Raw genomic sequence first — 22,041 nt, 5'->3', positions numbered from 1 at the left:
CTATGCAGATCAAAGCCGAAGAAATCAGCAAGATCATCGAAGAGCAGATCCAAAGCTATGAGCAGCGGGTCGAGATGAGCGAGACCGGCACCGTGCTCTACGTCGGTGACGGTATTGCGCGCGTCTACGGCGTCCGCAATGCCATGGCCATGGAACTGCTCGAGTTCCCCGGCGGCCTCATGGGCATGGTGCTCAACCTTGAAGAGGACAACGTGGGTGTCGCTCTTCTCGGTGACGACACGGGCCTGAAGGAAGGCGACCCGGTCAAGCGTACCGGCAAGATCTTCTCGGTGCCGGTGGGCGACGCGGTCATGGGCCGCGTGCTCAACCCCCTCGGCCAGCCCATCGACGGCCTGGGCCCGTTGGACGCCAAGGACTTCCGCCCGGTGGAACTGAAGGCGCCCGGCATCATCGCCCGCAAGTCGGTGCATGAACCCATGCCCACCGGCATCAAGGCCATCGACGCCATGACGCCCATCGGCCGCGGCCAGCGCGAACTGGTCATCGGCGACCGTCAGACCGGCAAGACCGCCGTCTGCATCGACGCCATCCTGGCGCAGAAGGACACCGACATCCATTGCTTCTACGTGGCCATCGGCCAGAAGAAGGCGACGGTTGCCCTGGTGGCCGACACCCTGCGCAAGTACGGCGCCATGGAATACACCACCATCATCTCCGCCACCGCGTCGGAACCCGCGCCGTTGCAGTTCATTTCCGCGTACTCCGGCTGCACCATGGCCGAGCACTACCGCAACAACGGCAAGCACGCGCTGATCATCTACGACGACCTTTCCAAGCAGGCCGTGGCCTACCGCCAGATGTCGCTGCTGCTCCGCCGTCCTCCGGGGCGCGAAGCCTACCCCGGCGACGTGTTCTACCTGCACTCGCGCCTGCTGGAACGCGCGGCCAAGGTCAACGATTCGCTGGGCGCCGGTTCCCTCACCGCCCTGCCGATCATCGAAACCCAGGCCGGCGACGTGTCCGCGTACATCCCGACCAACGTTATCTCCATCACCGACGGTCAGGTGTACCTGGAACCCAACCTGTTCAACGCGGGCATCCGTCCCGCCATCAACGTCGGTCTGTCGGTCTCCCGGGTGGGCGGCGCCGCGCAGATCAAGGCGATGAAGCAGGTTGCCGGCACCATGCGTCTGGACCTTGCCCAGTACCGCGAACTGGCCGCCTTCGCGCAGTTCGGTTCCGACCTCGACAAGGCCACCAAGCAGAAGCTCGACCGTGGCGCGCGCCTGGTGGAACTGCTGAAGCAGCCCCAGTACCAGCCCATGCCCGTCGAACAGCAGGTCGCCTCCATGTACGCCGCCACCCGCGGCCTGATGGACGACGTGCCCGTGCTGGCCATTCGCAAGTTCGAAGCCGAGATGCTCGACTTCCTCAAGAACTCGAAGGCCGACATCCTGAACGACATCAAGACCAAGAAGGCTCTCGACGCGGACATCGAAGACCGCCTGAAGGCAGCTGTTGCCGAGTTCAAAAAGGGCTTCCAAGCCTAGGCGGGAGGTAACCGATGCCTTCTTTGAAAGACGTCAAGGTCAAGATCGCCGGGGTCAAGAAGACCAAGCAGATCACCAAGGCCATGAACATGGTGGCCTCGGCGAAGCTGCGCGGTGCCCAGCAGCGCATAGAACGGTTCCGCCCCTACGCGGCCAAGTTCTATGACATGCTGGGGGACCTGGCGAGCAAGGCGGACAGCTCCGTCCACCCGCTTCTGGAAGTGCGCGAGGAAATCAAGACGTGTGGGATCGTCCTCGCCACCTCCGACCGCGGGCTGTGCGGCAGCTTCAACTCCAACCTCATCACCACCGCCCTGAAGCTGGCCGCCAAGAAGGCCGCGGAAGGCAAGAAGGTCAAGTTCTACTGCGTGGGCAAGAAAGGCCGCGACGCGGCCCGCAAGACCGACCACGAGGTCGCCATGGCGCTTGCCGACCAGATGGGCAGCTTCGACTTCCAGCTCGCCAACCGGATCGGGCTCGATGTCATCAATGCCTACCTGACGCGTGAACTGGACGAAGTGATCATGGTCTACGGCGAGTTCGTGAGCATGGCCAGGCAGGTGCCCATCGCCCTGCCCATCCTGCCCATCGCTCCCAAGGAAGAGGAGGCCGCCCCGGCTGCCCCCGCCTCCAACAAGGAGTACATCTACGAACCCGCCGTGGAGGGCCTGCTGGCCGAACTGCTGCCCCGCTTCATCAAGGTGCAGCTGTATCGCGGCCTGCTCGACACCTCCGCCAGCGAGCACGCGGCGCGCATGGCCGCCATGGATAACGCCACGCGCAGCTGCGACGACATGATCGGTTCCCTGACGCTGCTCTACAACAAGACGCGGCAGGCTTCGATCACGCGCGACCTCATGGACATCGTCGGTGGCGCCGAGGCGCTGAAAGGCTAATAAGGGAGCGTACACACATGAGTGCTAACATTGGCAAGATCGTTCAGGTCATCGGCGCCGTCGTGGACGTCGAGTTCCCGAGCGGCAACCTGCCGAACATCTTGAGCGCGTTGGACATCAAGAACCCCAACAACGTCGATGCGCCCGAGCTGGTCTGCGAAGTTGCCCAGCACCTCGGCGACAACGTCGTCCGCACCATCGCCATGGACGCGACCGAAGGTCTCGTGCGCGGCATGGAAGCGGTGGACACCGGCAAGCCCATCTCGGTGCCCGTCGGCAAGGCGTCGCTTGGCCGCATCATGAACGTCGTGGGCCGTCCCGTTGACGAAATGGGCCCCATCGATACCGACAAGTACCTGCCCATCCACCGTGCGGCGCCGGAGTTCACCGAGCAGAACACCAAGGTTGAACTGCTCGAAACCGGCATCAAGGTCGTGGACCTGCTCATCCCGTTCCCCAAGGGCGGCAAGATGGGCCTGTTCGGCGGCGCGGGCGTGGGCAAGACCGTTATCCTCATGGAAATGATCAACAACATCGCCAAGCAGCACGGCGGCATCTCCGTGTTCGCGGGTGTTGGCGAGCGTACCCGTGAAGGGAACGACCTGTACCACGAAATGAAGGACGCCGGCGTCCTGGAGAAGGCCGCGCTGATCTACGGCCAGATGAACGAACCGCCAGGAGCCCGCGCCCGCGTGGCCCTGACCGCCCTCGCCTGCGCGGAATACTTCCGCGACGTCGAGAACCAGGACGTGCTGCTGTTCGTCGACAACATCTTCCGCTTCACCCAGGCGGGTTCGGAAGTGTCGGCGCTGCTCGGCCGCATGCCCTCGGCGGTGGGTTACCAGCCCACCCTGGGCACCGACCTTGGCGGCCTGCAGGAACGCATCACCTCCACGGTCAAGGGCTCGATCACCTCGGTCCAGGCCGTGTACGTGCCCGCGGACGACCTTACCGACCCCGCGCCGGCCACCACCTTCTCGCACCTTGACGGTACGCTGGTGCTTTCGCGTCAGATCGCGGAACTGGGCATCTACCCCGCGGTGGACCCGCTCGACTCCACGTCGCGCATCCTCGACCCCAACGTGGTCGGCCCCGAGCACTACTCGGTGGCCCGCTCGGTCCAGCAGGTGCTGCAGAAGTACAAGGACCTGCAGGACATCATCGCCATCCTCGGCATGGACGAACTGTCGGACGAAGACAAGATGACCGTCGCCCGCGCGCGCCGCATCCAGCGCTTCCTGTCGCAGCCGTTCCACGTGGCCGAAACCTTCACCGGCACGCCCGGCGTGTACGTGAAGCTGGAAGACACCATCAAGGCGTTCCGGGGCATCCTGAACGGTGATTTCGACCACCTGGCGGAAGGCGACTTCTACATGGTGGGCGGCATCGAGACGGCCCTCGAAAAGTACAAGAAGCGCCAGGAGCAGCAATAAGGAGTGACCCATGGAAAAGTCGCTCCATCTCGAAATCGTCACGCCTGACAGGCTCGTGCTCAGCGAGAAGGTCGACTATGTGGGCGCGCCCGGCTACGAGGGCGAATTCGGCATCCTGCCGAACCACATTCCCTTCCTCTCCGCGCTGAACATCGGCAGCCTGTACTACAAGGCTGGCGGCAAGACGCACTGGATCTTCGTGTCCGGCGGTTTTGCCGAGGTTTCGGACAACAAGGTGACCGTGCTGGCCGAATCGGCGGAACGCGCAGAGGACATCGACCTCGAACGCGCCCGCAAGGCCAAGGAACGTGCCGAGCAGCGCCTGGCCCAGGCCAAGGAAAAGCTCGACGGCGCACGGGCCCAGGCAGCCCTGCAACGCGCCCTGGCGCGCATGAGGGTGCGCGGCGCGGCCTAGCCCGCCGCACACGCCCGGTCCCAAGACGACATGCCACGGCCCGGAGGGAAACCTCCGGGCCGTTTGCGTTGCATGCGGTTGCGGCACGCCGCCTTCCTGCCATGCGCCGTGCCTGCCGTTCGCCGCTTCGCGCCGACGGCGTCGGCGTGCGCGAAGCGGGGCAGGGCACCGGCCACCCGGCCCGGGAAAGCGAAAGCCGGGCCGGAAGTACCGGCCCGGCATGCAGGCTGAACACGGCACCCGGCTTTCGGGCGCTTTTTCCGTCGCGGGGCAGGCCCCGCAATGTCAGGGCTACCCCAGGGCCTTGGCGGCGATGGAGCGGAACAGCTTCAGGCTGTGCGGCTCGTTGCGGAATTCCACCGAGGGCACCTTGGCCACGCCGTCGCCGTAGCGCTTGTACACGGCGGCGGCCTTTCCGGCCGAAATGTTCTTGCCGCCGGGGCAGACCACGTTGCCCGAAGGGCTCATGGTGCAGCCCATGGCCGTGGCGGTCTGCATGAACTTGTGGGCGAATTCTTCCGGTTTCATGTATCCTCCCAGGTCGCGGTGTTGCGAGAAGGGCCCGCCGCCGGACCCGCGCGCAGGCTGGCAGCAGGGCGGGCGGCAACGGGCGGAACCATGTCCGAACCACGTGGGGAAGGCCGGGCATGGCCCTGGGCTTTCCCACCGTCACCATAAAGACATACCGGACACCAACCGTCAAGCCGACGCAGCCCGGCATGGATAACGATGTCCGCCATGTCCGCCATGTCCGCCATGCCCGGCACGTGCGGCACGTCTGTCATGTCCGGCACGTCCGCCACATCTGGCAGGGTGCCTTGGCCGGGTTCCGGAACATGCCGGTGCGACGTGCCGGGAATTTTCCGGAAACACGTTGACACGGTAATGGTAATTGTTACTGTGTAGTCGAGTGGTGCTTCCTCAGCCACACTCTCTCCTTCACATTGGCGACGGTTCACCAGCGGGCCGGGAGTGGCAGCCCGGCCCGCTCAGGTGACCGGATGCCCGCAGGCAGGGGAGGCGGCCACGCGGAATTTCGACGCCCCGGCGGCATGCAGGCCGTCACGAGATGTCTTACGCAACGGGCGGCATGCAGTCCGCCCACCACGCGAACCCACACGGCGGGAGTGAACGATGCAACAAGACCTGAAGACGCTCGGCCACATGGATATCGACTGGAACCTCAGCCCCGAGCACGCGGTGACCATGTACCTCGAGTGGGGCAACAACAACTGGCATTCGGAATACCCCCCGGTGCGCTCCAAGGACGACGTCTCCACCTATTTCGTGGTGGACACCTGGGGCTCGCGCCCGGTGGTGCGCCTGGTGCGCCGCAATTCCGAGGCGGCGGAGGACATCTACAGCGCCCCGCTGCCCGAACGGCTGGCCAACCGTTTTCTGGCCGAGTTTGGGGACCTGCGCGGCATCTACGAGCCCACCCCCGAGATCAAGGAATGGCTCCGCCAGGAGATGGGACTGGCGTAAGACCCGACCCGTATTGCTCACGGAACAACGTGCTCCGCAGGCCGGACAAGGTGTCCGGAACCGTCCGCAATCTGAGCTGATTCCAGCTTTTCTCCTTCCTCCATCCTCGGCAGCGATGGCAAGGATCCCCCTTCGGCCCCGGCATTGTGTCGGGGCCGTCGGCGTTTCGGGGGGCAGCCTCGTCCCGCCCGCGCGCCGCCGTGTGCATTTCCGCCCCGCAACCCCGCGCCAACCTCGCGTGAACCCCGCACGAACCCCGCACGAATCGGGCCGGTGCACATCCTTGCACGAAAAATTGGCTTCCCCCTCTTTACGACGGGCAACCCCGCCTTACTATTCACACCAGCCAACGCCGGAACGGCTCGCACCGGGACGGCGGCCAGCGCAAGATCATTTCGCGATGCGTTCGCGTACCCTTTGAGGAGGAAGACAATGGGCAAGATCATCGGCATCGACCTCGGGACCACCAACTCCTGCGTCTACGTGATGGAGGGCAAGGATCCCAAGTGCATCACCAACCCCGAAGGCGGGCGCACCACGCCCTCCATCGTGGCCTTCACCGACAAGGAGCGCCTTGTCGGCGATATCGCCAAGCGCCAGGCCGTCACCAACCCCGAGCGCACGGTGTTCGCCGTCAAGCGCCTGATGGGCCGCAAGGGCGACGCCCCCGAAGTGAACAACTGGAAGACCCACAGCCCCTACCGCATCGTGGCCGGGGCCAACGGCGACGCCGCCGTCGAGGTGCAGGGCCGCCAGTACTCCGCCGCCGAGATTTCGGCCATGATCCTCGGCAAGCTGAAGGCCGACGCGGAAGCCTACCTTGGCGAAACCGTGACCGACGCGGTCATCACCGTGCCCGCCTACTTCAACGACGCCCAGCGCCAGGCCACCAAGGACGCGGGCCGCATCGCGGGCCTCGACGTCAAGCGCATCATCAACGAACCCACCGCAGCCTCGCTGGCCTACGGCTTCGACAAGAAGGCCAACGAGAAGATCGCGGTGTTCGACCTTGGCGGCGGCACGTTCGACATTTCCATCCTCGAGGTGGGCGACAACGTCGTGGAAGTGCGCGCCACCAACGGCGACACCTTCCTGGGCGGCGAAGACTTCGACCAGCGGGTCATCAACTACCTTGTGGAAGAGTTCCGCCGCGAGAACGGCGTCGACCTCTCCAAGGACCGCATGGCCCTGCAACGCCTGAAGGAAGCGGCGGAAAAGGCCAAGAAGGATCTTTCCACCTCCATGGAGACGGAAATCAACCTGCCCTTCATCACCGCCGACCAGAACGGTCCCAAGCACCTGATGATGAAGCTGTCGCGCGCCAAGCTGGAAAAGCTGGTGGAAGACCTGGTGGACCGCACCATCGAGCCGTGCCGCAAGGCCCTGGCCGACGCCGGCCTTTCCGCCGCGCAGATCGACGAGGTGGTGCTGGTGGGCGGCATGACCCGCATGCCCCTGGTGCAGAAGAAGGTGGGCGAGTTCTTCGGCAAGGAGCCCAACCGCTCGGTGAACCCCGACGAGGTGGTGGCCATGGGCGCCGCCATCCAGGGCGGCATCCTGGCGGGCGACGTGAAGGACGTGCTGCTGCTGGACGTGACCCCGCTCTCGCTGGGCATCGAGACCCTGGGCGGCGTGTTCACCCGACTCATCGACCGCAACACCACCATCCCCACCCGCAAGAGCCAGACCTTCACCACGGCGGCGGACAACCAGCCCTCGGTGTCCATCCACGTGTTGCAGGGCGAACGGCCCATGGCCGGCGACAACATGACCTTGGGCCGCTTCGAGCTGACCGGCATTCCCCCGGCCATGCGCGGCACCCCGCAGGTGGAGGTCACCTTCGACATCGACGCCAACGGCATCGTCAACGTGTCGGCCAAGGACCTGGGCACCGGCAAGGAGCAGTCCATCCGCATCACCGCCTCGTCCGGCCTGTCGGAAAGCGAGATCCAGCGCCTGATCAAGGAAGCGGAATCGCACGCCGACGAGGACAAGAAGAAGCAGGAACTCATCGAGGCCCGCAACCAGGCCGACGGCCTGATCTACGGCACCGAAAAATCCATCGCCGATCTGGGCGACAAGCTGGACGGGGCCACCAAGGCCGACATCGAGGGCAAGATCGAAGCCCTGAAGAAGGTCATGGACGGCTCCGATGTGGACGCCATCAAGTCCGCCTCGGAAGAACTGTCGCGCGCCTCGCACAAGCTGGCCGAACAGCTGTACCAGCAGAGCCAGCAGGGCCAGCCCGGCGCCGGTCCGGAAGCGGGGCATGAGGCCGGTCACGCCGGTTCCGCCAAGGGCGAGGACGACGTGGTGGACGCCGACTACACCGAAGTGAAGAAGTAATCCGCCGTCCTTGGCCGCCCGCGCGCATGGCGGGCGGCAAGGATGGAATGCTGTGGGGCGCGTCGCGCGTCCGGCCGGTCCCAGGGGGCAAGGCCGGGCGCAGGGCGCGCCCCGCTTGCATTCCGGGGCCACAATGTATAGCCTGACGCGATTCGCCGCGGGGCATGCCGGAGCACGTCCGCTCGTTTCGCGGCGCCGGGTTTCGCCTTCGCCCCGGTCCCTGGCCCCGGCCCTTCGCGCAGGGCCTTCGCGCATGGGCCTTCGGCGCGTTTTCCGCGCGGCACTCCCGTACGGCAGGTCCGTGCGGGCCACCCGGCAAGCAACGGTCCACCCCCATGGTGCACACCACGGTACCCACGATGCAGCACGTTCTTTCGCGCGCCACGGTCCTTGCCCTGCTCGCGCTTCTGGTGCTTTCCGCCGCCGGGTGCGGCGGCAAGCGGTCCATCATCATTCCGCAGGAACCGGTCACCCCACAGGCCCAGCAGCCGGTGCGGCGCTCCGTGCTGGACGAGGGCAACGAGGCCCTCGCGCGCGGCGACGCGGCCACGGCCGAGCGCATCTTCGGCATGATGACCGCGCGCACGGACATCACGCCAGAGGAACGCCTGGGCGCGTGGCGCGGCTACAGCATCGCGGCCGAGGCCAACGCCCACCCCAACCTGGCCCTGGACGGCCTGGAGGCGTGGCGCAGGCTGGACCCGGCCGCCGACGCCGGGCAGGAATGGCAGGACACCTGGTACCGCGCCATGACCCGCATTTCCAGAAACGAAAGCCGCCAGCGCGCCAGCGCCGTGTTCGGCGACCAGGCGCGTCCGTGGGGCCTGCGCGCGCAGGCCGGGCTCATCGTGGCCACCCGGCAGTGGGAAGGGGGCGACATTCCCGGTTCGCTCCAGACCCTGTCCAGCCTGTGGTCCCAGGCGGGCGCGCAGGGCGGGGGCGGCGCGGGCAGCCAGTCCTTCCGCGCCGCGCTGGAAAACCGCCTGCTCGACGAGCTGAAGCGCGCCGACCAGGCCACGGTGGACAATCTGGCCGCCAGCGTGACCCCGGAAAACGAGGGCCGCTACCCGTACAACATCATCGAACTGGAGTCGGCCCGGCGCATGGCCGCCGCCAACGCCGGTTCGCTGCGCGCGCTGGAAACCCTCACCCGGTTGCAGCGCAGCGGCAACTTCAACGATCCCAACCTGCTCGGCGGGGTGCTGACGCCGCTGGAGCAGGGCGGCATGCGCGCCTCGCGCACCGTGGCCCTGGCCCTGCCCATGACCGGCGCTTTCGGCAATATCGGCTGGAAGATCTCGCGCGGGGCGGGCGCCGCCCAGTGGGAACTTTCGCGCACCGGCGTGGAGGTCGAGGTGGTGGTGCTGAACACCGAATCGCCCGACTGGCTGGACAAGCTGGCCGCCCTGCCGCCCCAGTGCATGGTGGTGGGCGGGCCGCTGCGCACCAACAGCTTCAATGCCGCCCGTGAACGCGGCCTGACCGGCCAGCGCGCCTTCTTCACCTTCCTGCCGCAGCTTGACGGCAGCGACGAGGGCCGCGTGGCGTGGCGCTTCTTCACCAGCCCCGACGACCAGGTCAACGCGCTGCTGAACTTCACCCGGGACAACCTTGGCGTGGCCAGCTACGGCGTGCTGCACCCCGACGACGCCTTCGGCGGCAGGATGGCTTCGCTCTTCGCCGGGCAGGCCCGCGCGCGCGGCGGCAGCGTGGCCTCCACCATGTCCTACCCGGCGAGCAGGCACCAGGAATGGAACCGCATCGCGGGCAGCTTCGTGAAGGTGCGCACCGTCAACAGCTATCCCGTGCCCGCCGCCACCTTCGAGGCCACCTTCCTGCCCGACGGCTGGAAGAACACCGAGATGCTGGTGCCCAACCTGTTCTTCCACGGCGAGGACCGGCAGGTGCTGCTGGGCACCACCCTGTGGGAGCAGGGGCTGGCCGGGCAGAAGGGCGTGGACGTGCGCAACTTCGGCCTGGCCGTGTTTCCCGGCGCGTGGAACGGCGCGCAGTCCTCGCCCGCGGGCGACGCCCTGGCGCGCACCCTGCGCGAGGCGGGCAACCCCGACGCCCCCGACTTCTGGGTGGGGCTGGGCTACGACTTCGTGCGCTTCGCCACCACCCTGGGCCTGCCGGAAACAGGCTGGACCCCGGAGGAGGTGAACCGCCGCCTGGCCGACGCCCAGCGCATGCAGTGGGCCATGGGCGCCCTGCACTGGTCCGCCGACGGCCGCGCCTCGCAGGACCTGTTCCTGTTCACACCCGCGTCCGACGGCTTCAGGCCCGTGGAGCCCACGGAGTTCCGCCAGAAGCTGGAACGCACCCGCGAACGCCACGAGGCGCGGGCCAAGGCCGCCGCCACCGCCACCCCGCAATAATCCGTACGCCATACAGGACCGATCATGACCACCATCAGCACCGATCAGGTGGCCGCCATCGCGCGGCTGGCCCGGCTGGCCCCGGACGAGGCCCGGCTTGAAACCTTCGCCCGGCAGTTCGGCGACATCCTGGGTTACATGGAGATGCTCAACGGCCTCGACACCACCGGCGTCGAGCCGTTGTACAGCCCCGTGGAGCATGCCACGGCCCTGCGGCCCGACGAGGCCGCCCCGCGCTGCACGCGCGAGGACGTGCTGCGGAATGCGCCGGAGGCGGATTCCGAATTCTTCATCGTGCCCAGGATTGTTTAGTCGGTGCGGGGATTCCGCGCCGTGGCGGCGTCAGGCTTCCTTTCCGGGGCTTGAAATACGGGAAGAGTATTCCTGCGCCCCGGAAAGATCGCCTTCCTTGCCACGACACGGACTTCCCGCACCTGACGCGCGGAGGCGCGAAGGGAAAGACAGGAAGAAGGAGTGGCCGCCTGACGCGCGGAGATACGCGGCGCGGTTGCCGATGCGTGTCCGGCCCGGTGGCAGGCAATGCAGGGGGACCGGGGGAATATGTTCCCCCGGCGGGGTTCGGGGCGGAGCCCCGATTCCTTGCCCACCTCTCGTGCGGGTATTTTCCGGAGAGTTCACAGACAAGGCCCCGCGCAGGCGGCGGCATGCACAGCCAAGGATAGTGAGATGTCCGATACGTCCACCTCGATCGTTTCCCTGTCGCTGGCCGAAGTGCGCGACCGGCTGGCCCGGCGCGAACTGACGGCGGAGCAGGTCACCGCGGCGTGTCTTGACCGCATAACGGCCACCGAGCCCGCCATCGCCGCGCTGCTCACCAACCGGGGCGAGGCCGCGCTGGCCGAGGCCCGCGCGCTGGACGCGGCCGGGCCGGACCCGGCAAAGCCGTTGTGGGGCGTGCCGCTGACGGTCAAGGACGCCCTGACCACGGCGGGCACCCGGACCACCTGCGGCTCGCGCATCCTGGGCGACTTCACCCCGCACTACGACGCCTTTGCCGTGGCCCGGCTGCGCGAGGCCGGGGCGGTGATCCTGGGCAAGACCAACATGGACGAGTTCGCCATGGGCTCGTCCACCGAAAATTCCGCCTTCGCCCCCACCCGCAACCCGTGGAACGCGGCCCGCGTGCCGGGCGGCTCCAGCGGCGGTTCCGCCGCCAGCGTGGCGGCCGGGCAGTGCTTCGGTTCGCTGGGCACCGATACCGGCGGCTCCATCCGCCAGCCCGCCTCGCTGTGCGGCTGCGTGGGGCTGAAGCCGACCTACGGGCGCGTGTCGCGTTTCGGGCTGGTGGCCTACGGTTCGTCGCTGGACCAGATCGGCCCGCTGACCCGCACCGTGGAGGACGCGGCCCTGCTGCTGTCGGTCATCGCCGGGCACGACCCGCGCGACGCCACCAGCGCGGCCCTGCCCGTGGACGACTACCTGGGGGCGCTGGCCGCCCGCAAGGATCTGTCCGGGGTGCGCATCGGCGTGCCGCGCGAGTTCCGGGGCGAGGGCATCGACCCCGAGGTGTCCGCCGCCTGCCAGGCCGCGCTGGACACGGCGAAGGAACTCGGCGCCAGCATCGTGGACGTGGAACTGCCGCACACCCCCTACAGCATCGCGGCGTACTACATCATCGCCCCGGCCGAGGCGAGCTCCAACCTGGCCCGCTTCGACGGGGTGCGCTACGGCCGCCGGGCGGAGTCCCCGCGCGACCTGGCCGACCTGTACGTGCGCTCGCGCGCGGAGGGATTCGGCGACGAGGTGCAGCGGCGCATCATGCTGGGCACCTACGTGCTGTCGTCCGGCTATTACGACGCCTACTACCGCAAGGCCGCGCAGGTGCGCCGCCTGATCCGCGAGGACTACGGGAAGGCCCTTGCCCGGTGCGACGTGCTGTGCGGCCCGGCCTCCCCGGTGACGGCATGGGGCCTTGGGGAACTGACCAGCGACCCGCTGAAGATGTACATGATGGACGTGTTCACCCTGTCGCTGAACCTGGCGGGCCTGCCGGGCCTGTGCATCCCCGTGGGCATGGGCGGCCGTTCCGGCATGCCCGTGGGATTGCAGATGCTGGGCCGCTCCTTTGGCGAGGGCGACCTGCTGGCCGCCGCCAACGTGCTGTCCGGCGCGCTGGGCGTGCCGGGCGTGGCCCCCGCGTCCCCTGTCGCGTCCCCCGGCGCGACTGGCTCATCTGGCGGGGGCGGCGCGTAAGCGCGTCCGGATGACCGCACCCCGTACCACGGCAGCCCGCGCAGCATGAAGATCGCCGTCGCACTCAGCGGAGGCACCGACAGCCTGTTCGCGCTCCTGCTCCTGCTGGAACAGGGGCAGGACGTGTTCGGCCTGCACGCGCGCTTCCTGCCCCCGCAGCCCGGCAAGCCGGACCCGGCCGAGGCCATCGGCGCCCTGTGCGCCCGCCTTGGGGTGGACTTTCACGCCGTGGATCTGGCCGACGCCTTCGAGGAGGCCGTGGTGGCCCCGTTCATCGAGGAATACGTGGTGGGCCGCACGCCCAACCCCTGTGCCCGGTGCAACGCCACCATGAAGTTCGGCCTGCTGCTGGACGCCGCGCGCGACCTTGGCGCGGCCCGCCTGGCCACCGGCCATTACGTGCGCCAGTTGCGCCACCCCGAGTGGGGCATGACCCTGCAACGCGGGACCGACCCGGCCAAGGACCAGAGCTACTTCCTGTCGCTGGTGGCCCGCGCCCGGCTGGAGCAGGCCGTGTTCCCGCTGGGCAACTGGCGCAAGGAACAGGTGAAGGCCGAACTGGCGAAGCGGAACATCGTTCCGCCGCTGCCGTCGGAAAGCCAGGAAATCTGCTTCGTGCCCGGCGACGACTACCGCGCCTTCCTGCGCCACCGGCAGGCGCGCCTGCCCGGCCCCGGCCCCATCGTGACCGTGCGCGGCCGCAAGATCGGCAGCCACCGGGGGCTGTGGCAGTACACCGAGGGCCAGCGGCGGGGCCTGGGCATCGCCTGGGACGAGCCGTTGTACGTGGTGGCCAAGGACATGGAGAACAACGTGCTGCTGGTGGGCGGGCGCGAACACCTGGCCGCGCGCGGCTGCCTGGCCGAGGACGTGAACCTGCTGGTGGAGCCCGCCGACTGGCCCGCCGAGATCAGCGTGCGCACCCGCTACCGCCAGGCCCCGCAGCCCGCGCGGGTGACCGTGGGCGACACCGGCATGGCCGTGCGCTTCCGCGAGCCGCAAACCCCGCCCGCGCGCGGGCAGGTGGCGGCGGTGTACGATGCCGAAGGCCATGTGCTGGCCGGGGGCGTCATCCTGGGGCCGGTGTAGGTCACGGACCCCTTGCGGCCGTGGCGGCCTTCGCCCCTACTGCGCCGTGCAGATGCACTGCGACACGTTCAGGGCCTGGAGGTAGCGGTGCGTCAGCAGCGACATGTCCAGTCCCAGTTCGGCAAAGCCCCGCGCGGCCTCGCCGAAGTCTCCCCGCTCGTACGACTCCACCACGTGCAGCCAGTGCGCCAGCGCGCCACGCCGTTCGATGAGCGCCTCGTCGATGTCGCTGCTGAGCCGTATGTCCGCCAGAACCGCCTCCATGGGCATGCCCAGGATTGCGTCCAGCAGCGAGAACAGACCGGCCAGGTACAACCTGTCCGGCGGCGGCCCGCCGGTGGTGCTGTTGCGCAGGGCCTCGGCAAAGATGCCCCTGAACACCGACATGCGGATCAGTTCCGGCACGAACGGCCCCTTGGCGATGCCGGAAAGCAGCGCGGCGCACAGCCACCGGCGCAGCCCGGCCTCGCCCATGAGCCTGGCCGCGAACTCCACGGACGATACCCGTGCGGTGAAGGAGAAGTGCGCGGAATTCAGGTAGCGCAGCAGCCGGTAGGACAGCGATACATCGGTCCGGATGGCCTCGATGAGGCGCGGGGTGGTGGTGCTGCCGGAAGCGAATATCTTGATGGTCTTCAGCCGCAGGGCCTGGGTGGTGCTGACCGTACTCCCGGAGGCCAGTTGCGGGCGCGCCAGGAAATACCCCTGGAACAGATGGCACCCCAGCTTGCGGCAGTATTCCAGCGTGGCCCGGTCCTCGATCTTCTCGGCCACGACCCTGGCCCCGCCGGCAAGCACCCGCTCCACGTCCCGCGCCACGTCCGCGCGCGGCCTGCGCAACACCTCCACTTTCACGTAGTCCGCCAGGGGCAGCAGTGCGTCCGCCGGTCCCGGCCCTGCGTAGTCGTCGAGGGCGATGGTGAACCCGCGCCGCTTGAGCGCGGCCAGCTGGGCCATCACGCCGGGCAGGGCCGGCGTGTTTTCCAGCACCTCTATGCAGGTGCGGGCCGGGTCGAGCATGTTGGCCAGACCGCTGAGCAGCAGGGATTCGTCGAAGTTGACGAACAGCATCCGGGCGTCGCCCAGGCTGTCCATGATCAGCGGCAGACCGTCGATGATCACCGAGGACGTGGCGACGGCGTCGGAAAATGGCGGGCAGTTGCCGGGCGGCCAGCATGCGTTTCTGTACAACAGCTCGAATCCGAAAATGTGACCGGCGGTGTCGAAGATGGGCTGGTGCGCGACCATGACGGGCGTGCTTCCGGGGCGCGCATGCGCGGCATCCCTGGCGGGCGGGCCGGTTGTTGCCGTGTCGGGAGGGCGGGTATCGTTGTTCGGGATTTCGTCCATGTGGCCTTCCGCTCCTGGAATTGTCCGGTTGGGGTCAATCCTACATGAACTACGTGGAATTCGTGCCTTGCGACAGTCGGGCATGCCCCATGAATGGGTGTGAGCACATGCTATTGATGGAGATGCGGGTGAAGACGCCGGGCAGGGAGTGGAGCAGGAGGAGGGCGGAGGCTGGTGGTGTTGCTGCCGGCAAGGGTGGGGGCGATGTGTTTTTCATGCGGGTGGGCATGGGGGCAAGCGGGTGCGCGCGGGATGACGGGCATCCGGCGTCGTTGGCCCGTGGGCGTCCGGAGGGAAAGGGGCGGGAAAGGGGCGAGGAAGGGTGCGGGTGCGGGTCGGCAACCGGGAGGCAGGGTCAGCAGAGCTTGGGCAGGGGCATGGCGGCGGGGTGGGCGTCCGGGTGGCTGGCGGTGGCGGCCAGCACGCGCGGCGTGGACACGGCGGTCAGCGCCCCGCGCAGCACGTCGGTGTCCAGCGGCTTGGGCAGCACGGCGTCGGCGCCCATGAGGTGGGCGGTGCGGATGGCCGATTCCATGTCCATGACCGGCGTGCCGCCGGACATGGCGATGACCTTCACCCCCGGGAACTCGCGCCGCAGTTGCGCGATGGTGGCCAGTCCGTCCTGCTCGGGCATGATGATGTCGGTGATCACCACGTCGGCCGGGGCGGTGCGCTGGCAGGTCATGCACGAACGGCCGTTGTCCGCCGTGGCCACCTCGTGCCCCCAACTGCACAGCAGGGCCTCGAGAAAGCACAGCGTCACGGCATCGTCGTCCACGACCAGTATCCGCACCTCGACCTCCGGTGGGCATGCGGGAAGGCCCGCGGGATGTCCGCGCCGCCGGTGCGGCAACGCGGGTGTCTTGCCTGTGAACCGGGCAGTGCGCCCGGCCCGTCGCCATACGGACAGGTGTCCGCAAACACCACTGCCCGGCCGGTGCCCGGTCGGGCAATGGACCCCGTGGGGGCCGGGCTAGCGCTCGGCCGACATGCGCAGGGGCAGCAGGGGGCGATGGATCTCGGCGCCGCCCGCATCGGGCTCCAGACGGTAGCCCAACTGCCGCGCCATGTATTCCAGCGGCCTGATGTTGCCGGTGTGCTTCATGATTTCAAGAAGCGTCTCGACACCCAGCTTGGCCCCGGTGTCGTACGGGTTGATCTCGCGGAGCAGGGTGGAGTAGGGCTTGCCGATTTCCTTGGCCAGCGCCTTGGCCGGGGTGGGGCTGTCCAGCACGATGCTGTGGACGATCTTGGTCAGTTCGGAAAGCATGAGCGGTCTCCTGGTTGGGATCAAGGGCGACACGCGCATGTCCTATCAAAAGTCATACCATGGCGTTATTTTTGATATTGATCAATTAAAGTAGCGTGTTATGTGATATGGAGGCGGGTGCGCAGACATCAAACCGTAATTTTTTACGATATTTTGTCTTGCAAAAGTTTACATTGTCATTCTGGCGTGGACGAACCGTCCCCCGCCCACTGCCGCATCACGCCGTGCTTGCGCAGCAGCGCGTACAGCCGTTGCCGCGACAGGCCGGCCATGCGGGCGGCCCTGGTGATGTTGCCCCCGCTGGCCAGCAGCAGGTGGTGCAGGTAGCCCTTTTCCACGCTGCCGAGGGCGGCGTTGCGGTAGTCCTTCCAGGCCGGGGGCGCGGTGCCGGACGTTTGGGCTGCGCCGCACGGCGGCTGGGGCGCCGGGGCGATTCCGCCGGGGGCGGTCTGGCCGGGTACACCCGCGGCGGGGGCCGGGCAGGCGATGCCCGGCAGGCAGCCCGCGGGGCTCCTGGCGTTCCCCGGCGCGCCCAGTCCGGCCAGGTTGCCGAATCCGCCCGGTCCATCCACTGATCCGCCCGCTCCGGCCGGTCCGGCCGATCCGCCCGAGCTGGCCACTCCGCCCGTCGCGCCGGGCGCCAGCCTGTGGCGGGCGCGGCGGGCGCGCAGGGGCACGGGCAGATGTTCCGGTTGCACCACCGGCTCCTCGCGGGCCTGCAACAGCGCGCCCTCCACCACGTTGACCAGTTCGCGCACGTTGCCGGGCCAGTCGTACGCGGCCAGCGCCTCGAACACTTCCGGGTCGAAGCCCTTGGCCCCGATGTCGTCGCGGCGGCAGATGCGCGCGGCGTGGGCGGCGACCAGTTCGCGGATGTCCTCCTTGCGTTCCCGCAGGGGGGGCAGTTGCACTTCCACGGCCTGCAGGCGGAACAGCAGGTCCTTGCGGAAGGCCCCGCGCTCGGCCATGTCCGGCAGGTTGCGGTTGGTGGCGGCCACCAGGCGGAAGTCGCTCTCCACCTCCTCCCTGCTGCCGATGGGCCGGAAGCGCCGCTCCTGCAGCACGCGCAGGAAGGCCTTTTGCTGGGCCAGGGGCAGTTCGCCCACTTCGTCCAGGAACAGGGTGCCCCCGTCGGCCTGGCGGATGAGCCCGGCGCGTGATTCCATGGCGCCGGTGAACGCCCCGCGCCGGTAGCCGAACAACTCGCTGTGCAGCAGCGAGCGCGAAAGGGCCGCGCAGTCCAGGGTGATGAACGGCCCCGAGGCGCGGCGGCTGTTGCGGTGCAGCGCCCGCGCGAACAGTTCCTTGCCGGTGCCCGTCTCGCCGGTGATGAGCACGGCGGCGTCGCCCATGGCCGCCTCGGCCAGCCGTTCCAGGCATGCGGCCAGACGCGGGCTGGCTCCCACGATGCCGCCCGTGTCCAGCGGGCGGCGGTGCATGCGGGCCTGCCGGTCGCGGTGGCGCAGGGCGCGGTCCAGGGTGAAGCGCATCTGCTCCAGCGAGGCGGGCTTTTCCACGTAGTCCCACGCCCCGTCGGTGATGGCCAGTTCCGCGCCGTCCGGGTCGCCCGCGGCGGTGACGATGATGATCTCGGGCGGACTGGCCATGTGACGCAGCCGGGGCAGCATGTCCAGGCCGTTGCCGTCGGGCAGGCGCACGTCCAGGAACACGGCGTCGAACACGTCGCGTTCCAGCAGGCGGGCGCCTTCCGCCAGCGAGTGGGCGGCGGACGAGGCGTGACCCTCCATCTCCATGGCCGAACGCAGCATTTCGCAGAACAGTTCGTCGTCGTCGAGGATGAGCACGTTGGCCATGTGGTCAGGCTCCGTAGGGATCAGTCGCCGTGGGCCACGGGCAGCAGGATGTCCACCATGCAGCCCAGACCGGGCCCCGCCGCGATGTCCAGCCGCCCGCTGTGGGCCCGCACGATGCCCGCCGCGCGGGCCAGGCCGCGCCCCTTGCCCTCGTGCCGGGCCTTGGTGGAAAAATAGGGGTCGCGCATGCGGCACAGGGTGTCCGCGTCCATGCCCCGTCCGGTGTCGCGCACGCGCACGCGTACCCAGCGGCCGGGATGGCGCGGCGAGGCGGTGATCAGGGTGGTTTCCACCAGGATGCGTCCGGAGGGATTGTCGTTCTGAGGGGACGGCGGGGCCTGGGGGGACTGAGGGGTGGCTGGAATGGCATGCCCGGCGCTGTCCGGCGATCCCGTGTCCCGCGTCTGGACCTGACTCATGTCTTGGCTCATGCCTTGGCCCATGTCCTGGCCCATGTCCTGCACTGCCCAGGCGGCGTTGCGCCATATCTCGGCAAAGGCCTCGCGCAGGCGGGCCGCATCCACGCGCACCGGCGGCAACCGTTCGGGCTGCGGCCGTTCGGGCGCGGGCTGGCCGCAGGACACCGTCCACCGGGCATCGGGGGGCAACTCGCCCGCAAGCTCGGCGCACCAGGCGGTGACCAGGGCGTGCAGGTCGGCCGGTTCCGTGTTCAGGTCCACCCGCCCGGCGACGGACTGGGCGAAGGCGATGACCTCCCGGGCGCGCTGGCAGCCCAGCACGATGTTGTCCAGGCTGCGCACCACCATGGGGTCGGTGGAGGGCGGCGCGGCGGGGGCGGCGTGCAGCCGCGAGACGGCGATTTCCGCGAAGCCCAGGATGGAGGCCACCACGTTGCCGAAGTCGTGCGCCAGCCCCACGGACAGGGCGTCCAGCGCCTGGCGCAGGTGGGCGTCGGGTACGGCGGGGGAGGAGCCGGGCGGGGAAATGCCGGCATGGCCGGTCGGGCCGGGATGATCCGCCAAGTCTGCCAGATCCCACAGGTCCCACAGGTCCGGGGCATGCAGTTGCAGCAGCACCTCGGTACGGCCGGGGGAGGCTGGCCGGGCGGGGGTATCGGCGGCGTGATCGCGCAGGTCCGGACACTGGGGGATGGCGCGGATTTCGGCGGGGTGCAGGGTCCGCACCAGCACGCCGCCGCGCACGGCGGCCGGACGGGGTGCTTGGCTGGCCTGGCCGGGGGCGGGCGGAAGGTCCAGCAGCCAGTGCCACCCCGCGCAGGGGGGGCAGCCCTCGGACAGGGGTAACAGGTCGTGCAGCATGGCGTCCGGCGGGGGGGCGACAAGCCCCAGCGCCCGCAGGAACAGCCCGCTCACGCCGAGCACGCGGCCCGTGGGGGCCACCGCGCAAAGGCCGGTTCCGGCATGGTCGTGCAGCAGGCGTGTCATGTGCGTTCCGCGTCCAAAGGGTGCGGCGGGGAATCCGCCGGAATCTCCAGTGTGGCCCCATACTGCGCAAAGTCGCGTCGCAAGGCAATGGGCCGGGATGCGGAACCTGCGGGGCGCGCGGGGAAAACGGCCCGGTGCGCGGCGGGATCGACGAGGTAACGGCGGCGGGTCAGCGAGGGCGGGTCAGCGGCGGCGGGTGGTGTCCATTTCCTTCAGCCGCTGGTGAATCTGGCGCGCCCGGCGCGGGCCGATGCCCGGCACCTCGGCCAGTTCCTTTTCGCTGGCCTCGCGCATGGCGGCCAGCGTGCCGAAGCGGTCCCACAACAGGCGCGCGGTCTTGGGGCCCACGCCCTCCACCCGTTGCAGTTCGCCGGTCAGCGCCGCCCCGGCCCTGGCGCGGCGGTGCCGTCCGATGGCGAAGTCGTGCACCGCGTCGCGCACGTGCTGGAGAAACAGCAGTTCCGGCGCGCCGTCGCGCAGGGGCAGCGGGTTGGCCCGTCCGGGCAGGAAGATGCGGTCGGCCACGTTGCCCGCGCGGCGGTCTGCCCGGCCGTCTTCGGTGCGGGCCTTGGCGATGGAGGCCAGCGCGAACAGCCCTTCGCCGCCTGCCTCGCGGATGGCCCGGTGCACGGCGGAAAGCTGGCCCCTGCCGCCGTCGATCAGGACCAGGTCCGGCCACGGCGGGCCGGAGGCGATCCGCCGCCGGGCCCATTCGGCCAGGGCGGCGTAGTCGTCGCCCGCCGTGAACGAGGCCGGGACAGGGGAGGCGGGAGACTGGGCGTCGTTGTGCGGGGTGTCCTGTGGCGAGGTGAATGCGCTGTCGCCATCGGGCGTTTCTCCCGCCGGGCCGTCCGCCGTGTCATCGGCGGCCCGATCGAGGGCGTAGGCGCGCCATGCGTCGCGCACCGGGCGGCCATCCTCGAAGACCACCATGCCCGCGCGGGTGGACCGGCCCCCGGTATGCGAGATGTCCACGGCCTCCACCCGGCGCACCGGTGCGGACAGGTGCAGGGCGCGGGCCAGCAGGTCCGGCAGGGGGGCTTCCGTCTCGCGGCGGGCATGTTCGCGGGCATTGGCGGCGGCCATGTCCACCAGCCGGTTCTCCTCGGGCGAGCGGGGGGCCGCGATGCGCACCGGGCCGCCCCGCAGGTCGGCCAGGGTTTCCTCGATGGCGCGCAGGCTCATGTCCGTGGCCGCCTGGAGCGGGAGGGGGGCGGCGGAGGATGCGGGCGTGCCCTGCGCCATTCCGGTTTCCGGCGTATCCGCCTCCGGGGAGTCTCCGGCAGCCTCCATATCTTCGGTCACCGGCAGCCACGGCACCACGATGCGCGCGGGAATGGCCGAATGCGGGCCGTAGAACTGGCCCAGGAAGCTCAGCAGCAATTCCGGGGCCTCCTCGAAGCCCAGCCCCGGCCACAGGAAGGCCCGACCGTCCAGCACCGCGCCCTGGCGTACGAACAGCACGCCGAGACCCAGCCCGCCGCCGGTGTCCACGATGCCCACCACGTCCAGGTCGCCTCCGCCCGGCAGCACGGCGGCCTGCCGTTCCACGGTGCGCTCCACGGCGCGGATCTGGTCGCGCAGCACGGCGGCCCGCTCGAATTCCAGGGCTTCCGAGGCGCTTTCCATCTCGCTGCGCAACTGGCCCACCAGTTCGCCCGAGCGGCCGGAGAGCAGCATTTCCACCCGGTGCACCAACGCGGCGTAGTCGTCCTTGGGCACGTCGATCACGCACGGGGCAAGGCACTGCCCTATGAAATGGTACAGGCAGGGGCGCACCCGGTTTTCCAGGGCTCGGTCGGTGCAGCGGCGCAGGGGAAAGGCGCGGTGGATGGCCTTCCACGTGGCGCGGGCGGCCCCGGCCGAGGCGAACGGGCCGTAGTACTGGGCGCCGTCGCGGCGCACGGCGCGCACGATGTCCAGGCGCGGGTAGGGGTGTTTCTTCTGCAGGCGAAAGAGCACGTACTGCTTGTCGTCGCGCAGCACGATGTTGTAGCGCGGCCGGTGCTTCTTGATCAGGCTGGCCTCCAGCAGCAGCGCCTCCTTCTCGGTGGTGGTGCTGAGGGTGTCGAGGCGCTCGGCCTGGCGCAGCATGGCGAGGGTTTTGGGGGTCTGGGGCGGCGGCGCGCCTTCGGCGGCCTCGCGGAAATAGGACGCGACGCGGCGGCGCAGGTGCTTGGCCTTGCCCACGTACAGGATGCGCCCGGCGGCGTCCTTGAACAGATAGACGCCGGGCGTATCGGGAATGCTCGATATGACGGGCTTTTGCATGCGGAAGAGGGGCGGCCCGCCGGGTGCGGGCCATGTGTCAAAAGCGTGACTTTCGGGTGACCGCTCCTGGGCGAAAGGGGAATGCGGCGCGGGCGGTCGCGTTCCGGTCTCCCCCATCGGACTTCGTGCGTCAAGCGTGACGGTTCCGGACGGGCCGGGTCGA

General features: G+C 68.9%; 18 protein-coding genes. 10 read left to right on the top strand and 8 right to left on the bottom strand.

What is annotated here, in order from left to right; all coding sequences use genetic code 11:
• The first annotated feature begins 2 nt into the window (after positions 1-2).
• Genes atpA through V6B97_RS02640 form a run of 4 tightly spaced genes read left to right on the top strand, consistent with a single transcriptional unit; the run spans position 3 to position 4,255 of the window.
• The gene (gene atpA, locus V6B97_RS02655) at positions 3-1,511 is read left to right on the top strand and encodes a F0F1 ATP synthase subunit alpha (protein ID WP_333504936.1); all 1,509 of its coding nucleotides are present in this window, start codon (positions 3-5) and stop codon (positions 1,509-1,511) included.
• Positions 1,512-1,525: 14 nt separating this feature from the next.
• The gene (locus V6B97_RS02650) at positions 1,526-2,407 is read left to right on the top strand and encodes a F0F1 ATP synthase subunit gamma (protein WP_333504935.1); all 882 of its coding nucleotides are present in this window, start codon (positions 1,526-1,528) and stop codon (positions 2,405-2,407) included.
• Between the two features lie 17 nt (positions 2,408-2,424).
• The gene (gene atpD, locus V6B97_RS02645) at positions 2,425-3,840 is read left to right on the top strand and encodes a F0F1 ATP synthase subunit beta (protein ID WP_333504934.1); all 1,416 of its coding nucleotides are present in this window, start codon (positions 2,425-2,427) and stop codon (positions 3,838-3,840) included.
• A gap of 10 nt (positions 3,841-3,850) precedes the next feature.
• Complete coding sequence (locus tag V6B97_RS02640) at positions 3,851-4,255, top strand: F0F1 ATP synthase subunit epsilon (protein WP_333504933.1); 405 nt, start codon at positions 3,851-3,853, stop codon at positions 4,253-4,255.
• A gap of 291 nt (positions 4,256-4,546) precedes the next feature.
• Here V6B97_RS02640 and V6B97_RS02635 read toward each other — a convergent pair whose 3' ends face one another.
• Both V6B97_RS02635 and V6B97_RS02630 read right to left on the bottom strand, forming a co-directional pair.
• Complete coding sequence (locus tag V6B97_RS02635) at positions 4,547-4,783, bottom strand: hypothetical protein (RefSeq protein WP_333504932.1); 237 nt, start codon at positions 4,781-4,783, stop codon at positions 4,547-4,549.
• Complete coding sequence (locus V6B97_RS02630) at positions 4,780-5,184, bottom strand: hypothetical protein (RefSeq protein WP_333504931.1); 405 nt, start codon at positions 5,182-5,184, stop codon at positions 4,780-4,782. Before V6B97_RS02630 ends, V6B97_RS02635 begins: the two co-directional genes overlap by 4 nt.
• Before the next feature lie 205 nt (positions 5,185-5,389).
• Here V6B97_RS02630 and V6B97_RS02625 point away from each other — a divergent pair, with 205 nt between their 5' ends.
• The 6 genes from V6B97_RS02625 to mnmA all read left to right on the top strand — a co-directional run bounded on the left by V6B97_RS02625 (position 5,390) and on the right by mnmA (position 13,767).
• Positions 5,390-5,740, top strand: coding sequence for a DVU0772 family protein (locus V6B97_RS02625; protein WP_333504930.1), 351 nt, complete (start codon positions 5,390-5,392; stop codon positions 5,738-5,740).
• A 432-nt stretch (positions 5,741-6,172) separates the two neighbouring features.
• Complete coding sequence (gene dnaK, locus V6B97_RS02620) at positions 6,173-8,086, top strand: molecular chaperone DnaK (RefSeq protein WP_333504929.1); 1,914 nt, start codon at positions 6,173-6,175, stop codon at positions 8,084-8,086.
• 359 nt (positions 8,087-8,445) lie between these two features.
• Complete coding sequence (locus V6B97_RS02615; protein WP_333504928.1) at positions 8,446-10,464, top strand: penicillin-binding protein activator; 2,019 nt, start codon at positions 8,446-8,448, stop codon at positions 10,462-10,464.
• Positions 10,465-10,488: 24 nt separating this feature from the next.
• On the top strand, positions 10,489-10,776 hold the full coding sequence (gatC, locus tag V6B97_RS02610) for an Asp-tRNA(Asn)/Glu-tRNA(Gln) amidotransferase subunit GatC (protein ID WP_333504927.1): 288 nt from the start codon (positions 10,489-10,491) through the stop codon (positions 10,774-10,776).
• Positions 10,777-11,151: 375 nt separating this feature from the next.
• Positions 11,152-12,678 (top strand): Asp-tRNA(Asn)/Glu-tRNA(Gln) amidotransferase subunit GatA, encoded by a 1,527-nt coding sequence (gatA, locus tag V6B97_RS02605; protein ID WP_333504926.1) that lies wholly within the window; start codon positions 11,152-11,154, stop codon positions 12,676-12,678.
• Positions 12,679-12,723: 45 nt separating this feature from the next.
• On the top strand, positions 12,724-13,767 hold the full coding sequence (gene mnmA, locus V6B97_RS02600; RefSeq protein ID WP_333504925.1) for a tRNA 2-thiouridine(34) synthase MnmA: 1,044 nt from the start codon (positions 12,724-12,726) through the stop codon (positions 13,765-13,767).
• Between the two features lie 36 nt (positions 13,768-13,803).
• Here the strand turns inward: mnmA and V6B97_RS02595 are convergent, their stop codons facing one another.
• The 6 genes from V6B97_RS02595 to uvrC all read right to left on the bottom strand — a co-directional run bounded on the left by V6B97_RS02595 (position 13,804) and on the right by uvrC (position 21,878).
• Positions 13,804-15,117, bottom strand: coding sequence for an EAL and HDOD domain-containing protein (locus V6B97_RS02595; protein WP_333504924.1), 1,314 nt, complete (start codon positions 15,115-15,117; stop codon positions 13,804-13,806).
• 355 nt (positions 15,118-15,472) lie between these two features.
• Complete coding sequence (locus V6B97_RS02590; protein ID WP_333504923.1) at positions 15,473-15,910, bottom strand: response regulator; 438 nt, start codon at positions 15,908-15,910, stop codon at positions 15,473-15,475.
• A gap of 180 nt (positions 15,911-16,090) precedes the next feature.
• Positions 16,091-16,387, bottom strand: a complete 297-nt coding sequence (locus V6B97_RS02585) for a phage regulatory CII family protein (RefSeq protein ID WP_333504922.1) — start codon at positions 16,385-16,387, stop codon at positions 16,091-16,093.
• 176 nt (positions 16,388-16,563) lie between these two features.
• The gene (locus V6B97_RS02580) at positions 16,564-18,201 is read right to left on the bottom strand and encodes a sigma-54 dependent transcriptional regulator (protein ID WP_333504921.1); all 1,638 of its coding nucleotides are present in this window, start codon (positions 18,199-18,201) and stop codon (positions 16,564-16,566) included.
• Between the two features lie 20 nt (positions 18,202-18,221).
• Positions 18,222-19,607: a sensor histidine kinase gene (locus V6B97_RS02575; RefSeq protein ID WP_333504920.1), complete on the bottom strand. Its 1,386-nt coding sequence runs from the start codon at positions 19,605-19,607 to the stop codon at positions 18,222-18,224.
• Between the two features lie 183 nt (positions 19,608-19,790).
• A complete protein-coding gene (uvrC, locus tag V6B97_RS02570; RefSeq protein ID WP_333504919.1) occupies positions 19,791-21,878 on the bottom strand; it encodes an excinuclease ABC subunit UvrC in 2,088 nt (695 codons plus the stop codon).
• Between the last annotated feature and the right edge of the window lie 163 nt (positions 21,879-22,041).

Source organism: Nitratidesulfovibrio sp. 1201_IL3209 (assembly GCF_036763125.1).
Classification (GTDB): Bacteria; Desulfobacterota; Desulfovibrionia; order Desulfovibrionales; family Desulfovibrionaceae; genus Cupidesulfovibrio.
Note: the sequence above shows the minus strand (reverse complement) of the source record. Positions and strands in the feature narration are given on the sequence as shown.